General features: G+C 67.5%; 8 protein-coding genes. 5 read left to right on the forward strand and 3 right to left on the reverse strand.

Annotation, left to right across the window (positions count from 1 at the left end):
* Window positions 1-208 precede the first annotated feature (208 nt).
* From J7E87_RS30460 to J7E87_RS30475, 4 genes are all read left to right on the forward strand, one after another.
* Window positions 209-1,086 (forward strand): IS5 family transposase gene (locus J7E87_RS30460; protein ID WP_215097832.1). Its coding sequence is split into 2 segments (ribosomal slippage): window positions 209-578 and window positions 578-1,086, totalling 879 coding nucleotides; the frame shifts between segments, so codons are not numbered across the junction.
* Between the two features lie 283 nt (window positions 1,087-1,369).
* A protein-coding gene (locus tag J7E87_RS30465) for an IS3 family transposase (RefSeq protein WP_215097833.1) occupies window positions 1,370-2,586 on the forward strand; the annotation gives its coding sequence in 2 pieces (ribosomal slippage) (window positions 1,370-1,622 and window positions 1,622-2,586; 1,218 coding nt in all).
* Window positions 2,583-2,858: a hypothetical protein gene (locus J7E87_RS30470; protein ID WP_215097834.1), complete on the forward strand. Its 276-nt coding sequence runs from the start codon at window positions 2,583-2,585 to the stop codon at window positions 2,856-2,858. Before J7E87_RS30465 ends, J7E87_RS30470 begins: the two co-directional genes overlap by 4 nt.
* A 333-nt stretch (window positions 2,859-3,191) precedes the next feature.
* Window positions 3,192-4,025, forward strand: coding sequence for a GntR family transcriptional regulator (locus J7E87_RS30475; RefSeq protein ID WP_308313133.1), 834 nt, complete (start codon window positions 3,192-3,194; stop codon window positions 4,023-4,025).
* A gap of 392 nt (window positions 4,026-4,417) precedes the next feature.
* On the opposite strand, the gene J7E87_RS30480 is transcribed toward J7E87_RS30475, so the two are convergent.
* Window positions 4,418-4,585, reverse strand: coding sequence for a hypothetical protein (locus tag J7E87_RS30480; RefSeq protein ID WP_215097836.1), 168 nt, complete (start codon window positions 4,583-4,585; stop codon window positions 4,418-4,420).
* A 184-nt stretch (window positions 4,586-4,769) separates the two neighbouring features.
* Here J7E87_RS30480 and J7E87_RS30485 point away from each other — a divergent pair, with 184 nt between their 5' ends.
* Entirely contained in the window at window positions 4,770-5,867 is a 1,098-nt protein-coding gene (locus tag J7E87_RS30485) for a helix-turn-helix domain-containing protein (protein ID WP_215097837.1), read from the forward strand.
* 309 nt (window positions 5,868-6,176) lie between these two features.
* On the opposite strand, the gene J7E87_RS30490 is transcribed toward J7E87_RS30485, so the two are convergent.
* Both J7E87_RS30490 and J7E87_RS30495 read right to left on the reverse strand, forming a co-directional pair.
* Window positions 6,177-7,592 (reverse strand): caspase family protein, encoded by a 1,416-nt coding sequence (locus tag J7E87_RS30490; RefSeq protein ID WP_215097838.1) that lies wholly within the window; start codon window positions 7,590-7,592, stop codon window positions 6,177-6,179.
* A gap of 2 nt (window positions 7,593-7,594) precedes the next feature.
* A complete protein-coding gene (locus tag J7E87_RS30495; protein WP_251018240.1) occupies window positions 7,595-8,035 on the reverse strand; it encodes a hypothetical protein in 441 nt (146 codons plus the stop codon).
* Window positions 8,036-8,292: the final 257 nt, after the last annotated feature.

An 8,292-nucleotide genomic window follows, 5' to 3' on the forward strand; every position in this document is an offset into this window, starting at 1 on the left:
GTCGCCGCCACCAAGCACGCGCCCGCCGTTGCCACTACACGCAGCGCGGCCACACGTTCGTGGGACGGCCCGGCAAAGACCGCCCCACCCCCATTCCAGCCCGCTACACTCCCCACGCCCAAGCCGTTGACCAGCACGAATGAAGAAGTCCGGCTGGAGTACTAGGACGTGTTTGAGATGTTGATCAAGGTCGTGAAACGATCTTCGAATGTCTCGTGGCGATCTGACGGATACACAGTGGGAGCGACTGGAAGCGGTGTTGCCGCCTCTGCCGAAGATGGGGCGGAAGCCCCGGGACCGACGGCAGGTCTTCGACGGGATCTGGTGGCGGGCGCGGACAGGCTCTCCCTGGCGGGACGTGCCCGAGCGGTACGGTCCGTGGGAGACCGTGTACACGCTCTTCCGGCGGTGGCAGATCGACGGGACTTGGGCGAAGGTCCTGAAGAAGCTGCAGGTCGAGGCGGATGCCGCCGGGCACATCGAGTGGGAGGTCTCGGTGGACTCGACCGTCTGCCGGGCCCATCAGCACGCCGCTGGGGCACGGAAAAGGGGGCTCCCGGCACGGGCCGGACGGGTCCCGACGGGCTGGCGGCCGAGCCGGATGACCATGCGCTCGGCCGCTCGCGCGGCGGCCTGACTACCAAGATCCACCTCGCGGTTGACGCGTCCTTCCACGTCCTGGCCGCCGTCATCACCGCTGGCCAGCGCGGTGACGCACCGGAGTTCACCAAGGTCATGGAACGCATCCGGATGCCCCGGACCAGTGGTGGACGTCCCCGCACGCGGCCCGGCCACGTGCTCGCCGACCGTGCCTACTCCTCCCGCTCCATCCGCTCCTACCTGCGCGAACGCCAAATCCCGCACACCATCCCGGAGAAGCGGGACCAGGCAGGACACCGCCTCCGGCGTGGTTCGGCCGGCGGCCGCCCGCCCGCGTTCGACCGCGAAAAGTACAAGCGCAGACACAAAGTCGAGTGCCGATTCGCCCTGCTCAAGCAGGCCCGCGGCGTCGCCACGAGGTACGACAAACTCGCCGTCCGCTACGAAGCCACCGTCCAACTCACCTTGATACGACAGTCGCTGTGACCACATCTCAAACACGTCCTAGGGCCGGCCCCAGGACACCCGTCGGCGCGCCGATGATGCCGCCCAGGACATACGAGCTCGTTGGCTGCCCAACTGCCCGCGAAGTGAGCGCCTCAAGCGCGCTCGCCGGTGTACCTCTGTCACGCGTCAGCGGCCACCCCTCATGACCAGCTGGTCGAGGTGGCCATGGTCCCGGCAGTGGGTCAGGACGCCGACTGAGGCTGCTCCTTTGGAGTGGGACACCCTGACAATGGATCTTGAAGGTCCAGGAAGGGATGTCCAGGTGGGGCGCCAGTCTCCGTATCCGGAGGAGTTTCGGAAGGACGCCGTCGCGTTGTACCGAGCCGCCGACGGCAAGCACACGTACGCGGCGGTGGCCGCCGAGCTCGGGATCACCGGGGAGACCCTGCGCACGTGGGTCCGCAAGGACACCGTCCAACACACATCCGAGCGCCATGAGGGCGAGGCCGGGCAGAGTTCGGTTGAGGAACTGGCCCGGCTGCGGGCCGAGAACGCCCGCCTGCTCAAGGCCGAGAAGGAGTGGCAGCTGGAGCGCGAGATCCTGCGCCGGGCAGCCGCCTATTTCGCTCGGGAGGTGAAGTGAAGACCCGCCGCTGGGACTTCATCTCCGACAACCGCGCCGCCTTCGGCGTCAAGCGGCTGTGTCGGGTACTCGGGGTGTCCCGCTCCGGCTTCTACCGGCACCAGACCACCGCACAGGCCCGTGCCGAGCGCCAGGCGGCCGAGGACCGGGCGGTCGCGGAGATCCGCGCCATCCACGCCGAACACCACGGCGCCTACGGCGCCCCGCGCGTGCATGCCGAACTCCGTTCGCGCGGACGGAAGATCAACCGCAAGCGCGTGGCCCGGCTGATGCGCATCAACCGCATCACCGGTCGGCACCTGCGGCGCAAGAAACGCACCACGATCGCGGACAAGACCGCGCCACCCGCCCCGGACCTGATGATGCGGGACTTCACCTCGAATGCGCTGAACATCAAGTGGTGCGGCGACATCACGTACATAGCCGTGGGCTCCACCTGGCTGTATCTCGCCACGGTCATCGACATCTGCTCGCGCCGCGTGATCGGCTGGTCCATTGCCGACCACATGCGCACGTCCCTGGTCACCGACGCCATCGAGATGGCCGTCGCCACCCGCGGCGGCCGCGTGAACGGCGTCGTCTTCCACACGGACCGCGGAGCTCAATACGTGAGCCGGGCCTTCGTCGACGCTTGCCGCCGTCACGGCATCCGCCGCAGCATGGGACGCGTTGGATCGAGCTACGACAATGCCCTGGCCGAATCCTTCTTCCAGGGCCTCAAGCGGGAGTTGCTCCACGGACGGCGCTGGACCTCGAAGGCACAGACTCGGCTCGAACTGTTCCGCTGGCTCGCCTACTACAACCGGCGCCGGCGGCACTCAGCCCTCGGCTACCTCACACCGATCGAGTTCGAACAGCGATTGATCAGAGCAACTACGCTGTCACTCGCCGCATGAAACCCGGTGTCCACTCCCAGGGATCAACCTCAGCCAGGGGCTACACCGAAGACGACTACTACGAGGTCAACCAGCACCTCTACAAAGGGAAATCACCGGACGAGACAGTCAAGGGCATGACCGTGCCGCTGCGCGAGGTGACCGACAACCTGGATGCGGCCCTCGACCACACCAGCCGCCCGGACCAGCCGCACATCACCTACCGCGGCTACACACCGCCGTCGGACGTACGCAAGGCCGATCGCCGGGGCAGGTGGCGTTCTCGGTCTTGAGTCCGGCGGCCAGCAGAGTGAGTCCCAGCGCTGCGACGAATCCGAACCGCCATTGCACGAACTGCTCGATCACTATGGTCATCATGGGCACGGCTGTCCCTCCTCATGGGTGGGGGAGTGGAGCGGCACGGGAGATGCGACCGGAATCCGCGAGCGGCGCCCGTACGGCGGTGGACGGGCGAGCAGAGAGTCTGCGGCGGCGCTTCGCCATGTTGGTCGAGTTGGTAACCAACTTCCGAGTAACTCCCGCTAGATGGTCGGAAGTTGTAGCGTTATGTTGTGACCCATGAGCGTGGTGGAGTGAACGGCACGAGAACGCCCTCGCCCCGAGAAGTGGCAGACACCCTGAGCGAGCGGATCCGCACCGGCGTCCTGAGAGCGGGTGAGCGGATGCCGACGCAGGAGACCTTGGCCGACGAGTTCGGAGTGGAGCGGGCGGCGATCCGGCAGGCGCTGCAGCTCCTTGAAGACGCTGGCCTGCTGGCCGGAAGGACCAGGGGAGCCCCGGCCCGCATCGCCGGACGCCCATCCGGTGCGCCCCCGGCTGCCGGAGAGCCACAGCAGACGGCTGCCGGTCTCGGACCGCGCATCATGGAGGCTTTCGAGGCGCCCGACGTCCGTATCGACGCGATCTGTCTGACCGCGGAGTCCCTCAACGCCGCACTCGCGGATCCGCTGCAGCTCATCCGTGCGGGCCAGATCACTCCGGATACGGTGAGGTTCCGGCTCCTGCTGCCCTCGCGCAATCTGGATCTGGCCTTCCCCCGCCCTGCCGAGAAGTCCGGCGACGACAAGCGGGTGCACGAACACTGGCTGGGCCTGCGCAACAGCCACGGCGCTGTGCTGCGGCACAGCCTCCGCGCTCTGCGCAGCACCCGTAGCATCGACGTCGAAGTCTCCTTCAAGGCGCTGCCCTTCACCCCGCCGGTGAAGCTCTACCTGCTGAACGGCTCCGAGGCGCTGTTCGCCTACTACACCGTCAAGCGGCGCGAGGAGCAGATCGACGACAGGCCGGTCGAGATCTACGATGTGCTCGGCAGCGATTCGACACTCTTCCCCTTCGAGCGGGGTGGGGGAACGCGGGACGAGGCGTTCGTGACGCAGTCCCAGGCATGGTTCGACAGTCTGTGGGACACGATTGCCATGGAGATCACCCTCGGCAGGTGACCATTCCCGCTGCCGAGGCAAGCGTGCCGGGAACGGGACTCTCACCCGTTGAACACTTCCGCTCCTCATCAACTGCCCAATTGCTGACGGAAGTTACGGGCAGTATGGGGAGTGACGGCATCCGCAATGCATCCTCTGCCCCGACGGAGTGACGTGACTGACTCGCACGTGGTGTCCGAAGCGCTCAGCCTCCTCGAGGTGGCCAAGTGCGTCCTTTTCGACTTCGACGGACCTCTGTGTGGGCTCTTCGAGCATCACCCGGCACCTCGTGTCGCAGCCCGGCTCAGAGTCCGGGCGAGGCAACACTTCCAGGCTCGCGTGCCAGCGGCCTGGGAGTCCGTCGACGATCCTCAGGTCATCCTGATCAATGCTGCCGCGATGGAGCCGCACAGTCAGGTGACACCGGAATTCGCGAAGCGGCCGCCCTTCACAGCCCCGTTGCCCAGGTCTGATTCCACGCCTTCACCGTCCGCGACCACTACGCGCAGGGCTTCTTGCACCGCCTGGTCCTCGCCGACGGAACCGTGCCCGCCGACATGCGGCTGCGCGGCGCCGTCCAAGCAGCCCTCGCGTCGAACTCCGCCGACCAGGAGTGTGCCGGCGTCGCGTTGACGACCTTGTGCTTGCCGATAACCTCATCCGCCCTGGTCGGAGCTGGTGTGCGGGGTGTATGGGATGTCGAGCGCGGTCGGTCGAGTCTGCGCCGTCGCGCGGCCGTCGATCAACGCGGCATGATGATCCACCATGCTGCTGCGACTGGCCTACCTGGGTGTGGCGAACGCGTTCGCCCTGCTGCGCCTGTTGCCGATGAGCGATCGGGACAAGGTCGTCGAGATCCTCGCGTTGCGTCATCAGATCACGGTGCTGGAGCGCCAACTCGGCAAGGAGAAGGTGCGGTTCACCCCGAGCGACCGGGCGTTCCTGGCAGCGCTGCTGCACCGGCTGCCGCGGGACGTGCTGCGCAGGCTGCGGCTGCTGGTGCGCCCGGACACGGTGCTGCGCTGGCACCGGGCACTTCTCGCCCGCCGCCACGCGGCCGCCTCCCGGCCGAAGCGCCCGGGTCGGCCCCGCACCGTGCGCTCCATCCGCGTTCTGGTGCTGCGCCTGGCGCAGGAGAATCCCTGCTGGGGCTACCGACGGGTGCACGGCGAGCTGCTCGTGCTGGGCGTGAAGGTGGCCCCCTCCACGGTATGGGAGATCCTGCGGGAGGCCGGGATCGATCCGTCACCCCAACGGAACTCCAGTACCTGGGCGGACTTCCTGCGCTCGCAGGCCGACGCCCTGCTAGCGTGCGACTTTTTGGAGACGGTCACCTTGTCCGGGGCACGGATGTACGTGCTCGCAGTGATCGAGCACGGCAGTCGGCGGATCCGGATTCTGGGCGCCACGGCACACCCGACCGCCTCGTGGGTGGCGCAAGCCGCGAAGAATCTCGTCATGGACCTCGAGGACGCGGGCTGCCGGGCGCGGTTCCTGATCCGGGACCGGGACGGGAAGTTCCCTGCCCTGTTCGACGGGATCCTCAAGGATGCGGGGATCGAGATTGTGCTCAGTGGCGTCCGGATGCCGAGAATGAACTCGATTATGGAGAGATGGGTGCAGACCTGCCGGCGCGAGCTGCTGGACCGCACGTTGATCTGGAATCAGCGGCATCTGCTTCACGCGTTGCGCGAGTTCGAACAGTTCTACAACTCCCATAGGTCTCATCAGGGCATCGCGAACACCCGCCCACTACGACCGCTCCCCGAGCCCATCACCGATCCCGGGCAGATCGCCCACCTCGACATACGCCGACACGACCGCCTCGGCGGCATCCTGCACGAGTACCAGCATGTTGCTTGACCTGCGCGGACGAGGTTTTCGGCAGGCGCAAGGTCATGGCGTTGCGAGGCGTGGTCGTGATCCGGTCTGCCGTTCGGCTGGGCGTCGATGGTCGGGTAGCCGAACGGCAGCAGGAGGGCTTTCAGCCGGCTGTCGCGAGGGTGGTCGGGGCTGCCTCGGGCTGAGACGGCGTGAGCGGGCCAGGCGGCGGGTCCGGTACATCGAATTCTGGTACACCGCAAACGCCTTCACTCGGCGGTGGGTTATCGCCCTCCGCGCGAAGTCCACGCCGAGTACGAGAAGTTGCGAATCTCCGCGTGACGTGAACGGTCAGACCCCTGTCGCATGGCCAGGCCCCGAGTCGCCCGAGTCGCTTGCATGTTCCCTTGTGGTCAAGAGCACCACCACGAGGGCCACCGTCAGGACCAGGAGGACGACGGTGGCGGTGAGGGCCTTGGCCCGGCGGGTCCGGGGGACGAGGCGAGATCTGCGGACGGTGCCCGAGGCAGGGGCGGCGTCGGGTCGCGCGGGCGCTGGGGCATCGGGTTCGGGCTGGCCTGGCGCCAGGGGCACGGCGGCGGGTGGGCGAGATGTCGTCGAGGTGTCGGGTGGTTGGGGGACCTTGTCGGTGGGGCGGGCCAGTGACGGGCTGCCGCCTGCCGCGGTGGGACTACGGTCGTGGCTGGGCTCGGGGGCGGTCGCCGGGCTGGGCTGAAGATCGGGCGGTGCCCTGACCGTCTCCGGCTCCGGCGCCTGAGACGTTGGACCGGCCGGCTGCTCGGGAGGGGTTTCGGGTGGCTGGGGAAGGACGGACCGCAGCCGCGCGGTGGCGGCAGCGGAGACGAGTCTGCTGTCGTCGTCGGCGAGACGGCGGATCTCGTCGAGGACGGCGCCGCGAACGACGTCGTTGCCGATCCGGTGCAGGTGGGCGAGCCCGTTGAGGGCGCCCAGCCGGTCGTTGACGATCGGACTGCCGATCGCGTTGTGCAGGTAGGCCGGGAGCGTCCAGTTGATGTTTCTGGCAATGACGGTGCGGCCCTCGACATTGTCCTGCTTCTTAGGCCGCTGCTGCGGCATCTCCTCCACGACCCGGTCGTGGACGTAGCTGTACAGCTCGTCGAGGGTGATGTCGCCATCGCCGTCGAGGTCGGCACTGCCGTCGCGCAGGCCCTGCACCAGGTAGCGGGTGAACACCGACTGCACCGCTTCGCCGTGTGGCTCGTTGCCTTCGAACGAGTACTGGGTCGCGTCCGATGCCGTCAGCACGGTGCGGCCGCGGCCCTGGAATCGCTCCAGCGCGTGCACTGCGGTGTCGGCCTTGGCGAGGCGGCCGGGTGGGAACGCCCCGCTGTAGCAGCAGTCGAGGATGAGTACCTTCTGCCGTGAAGGGCCGCCTTCCATAGCTTGGTCGATCTGCTCGGCGGACAGCGCGGTGAACAGCAGACTGTCGCGGCGGGTGTTGGCCATCGCCAGATACAGCCGGCCTTCGTCGTCCTTGAGGCCATGGCCGGTGAAGTACAGCAGGGTCAGGTCGTCGTGGCGCCTGTCGCGGTAGAAGTCACCGATGGCCTCGCCGACCCGATGATGCGGTTCGTTGACCAGCGTGGTGACTTCGAACCCAGCGACAGCCGGGTCCCTCAGCACCGCGGCGAGCGCCTCCGCGTCGTGCGCCGGAGCGGTCAGCCGCCGCAGGTCGGTGTCTTGGTAGTCGTAGGTGGCGATCAGCAGCGCCAGCCGGCGTCCCATGGCTAATCCCGCTGACTGCCGGTGTGGCGACGGATGTACGCATCAATCAGATCGCGCCGCTCGGCGGCGGACGCCCGATCCAGCTCGATGGTGTCGCCGTCGATCGTCACTGAGACGCAATGCCGGGCGGAGGATCTGCCCAGCCAGTCGCGCACGGTGTCAATCAGCGCCGTGAACACACCACCGGACGCGCTCAGGGCGACGACGATGGCCCCGAGCGTGACCGCATCGGTGCCCTTCGCACCGTCGGGAGCTGTGCCGCCGGGCGCAGGACGGACCGATTCGACGTCCAACTCGGCGATCTCGGCCCGCAGCCGGCGCGCCAGTCGTTCCGCGGCTTCCGGGTCCAGTTCGGGGTCGGGCGCGAGGACCAGCAGCACATTCACTACGCCGTCCGCCCAATGATCCATGTGGCCGCTATTCATAGGCGCGCCGTCGTGCATACGTCCCCCGATCGCCAGTTGTCGCCAAGCCCTGCCTCATAGTGTGGCGGCGTGCGGCCGCCGACGGCAGCCAGTCGGGACAACTTGCCGAGTCGACAAGAAAACCGGCAGTCGACTGTGCTTGGCTCATTTGCGGGCGCGGGACTACCGATCCGAGGATGTGCCGTGATCCACGCCAGAGCCAGAGGAGCTCCCTTTCGTCTTTGGCAGGTCAGGATCAGACACAGCTTCTGACCTTGATCCTTAACCTCGGCCCT

The organism is Streptomyces sp. ISL-1 (genome assembly GCF_018614585.1).
GTDB classification, from domain to species: Bacteria; Actinomycetota; Actinomycetes; order Streptomycetales; family Streptomycetaceae; genus Streptomyces; species Streptomyces maoxianensis.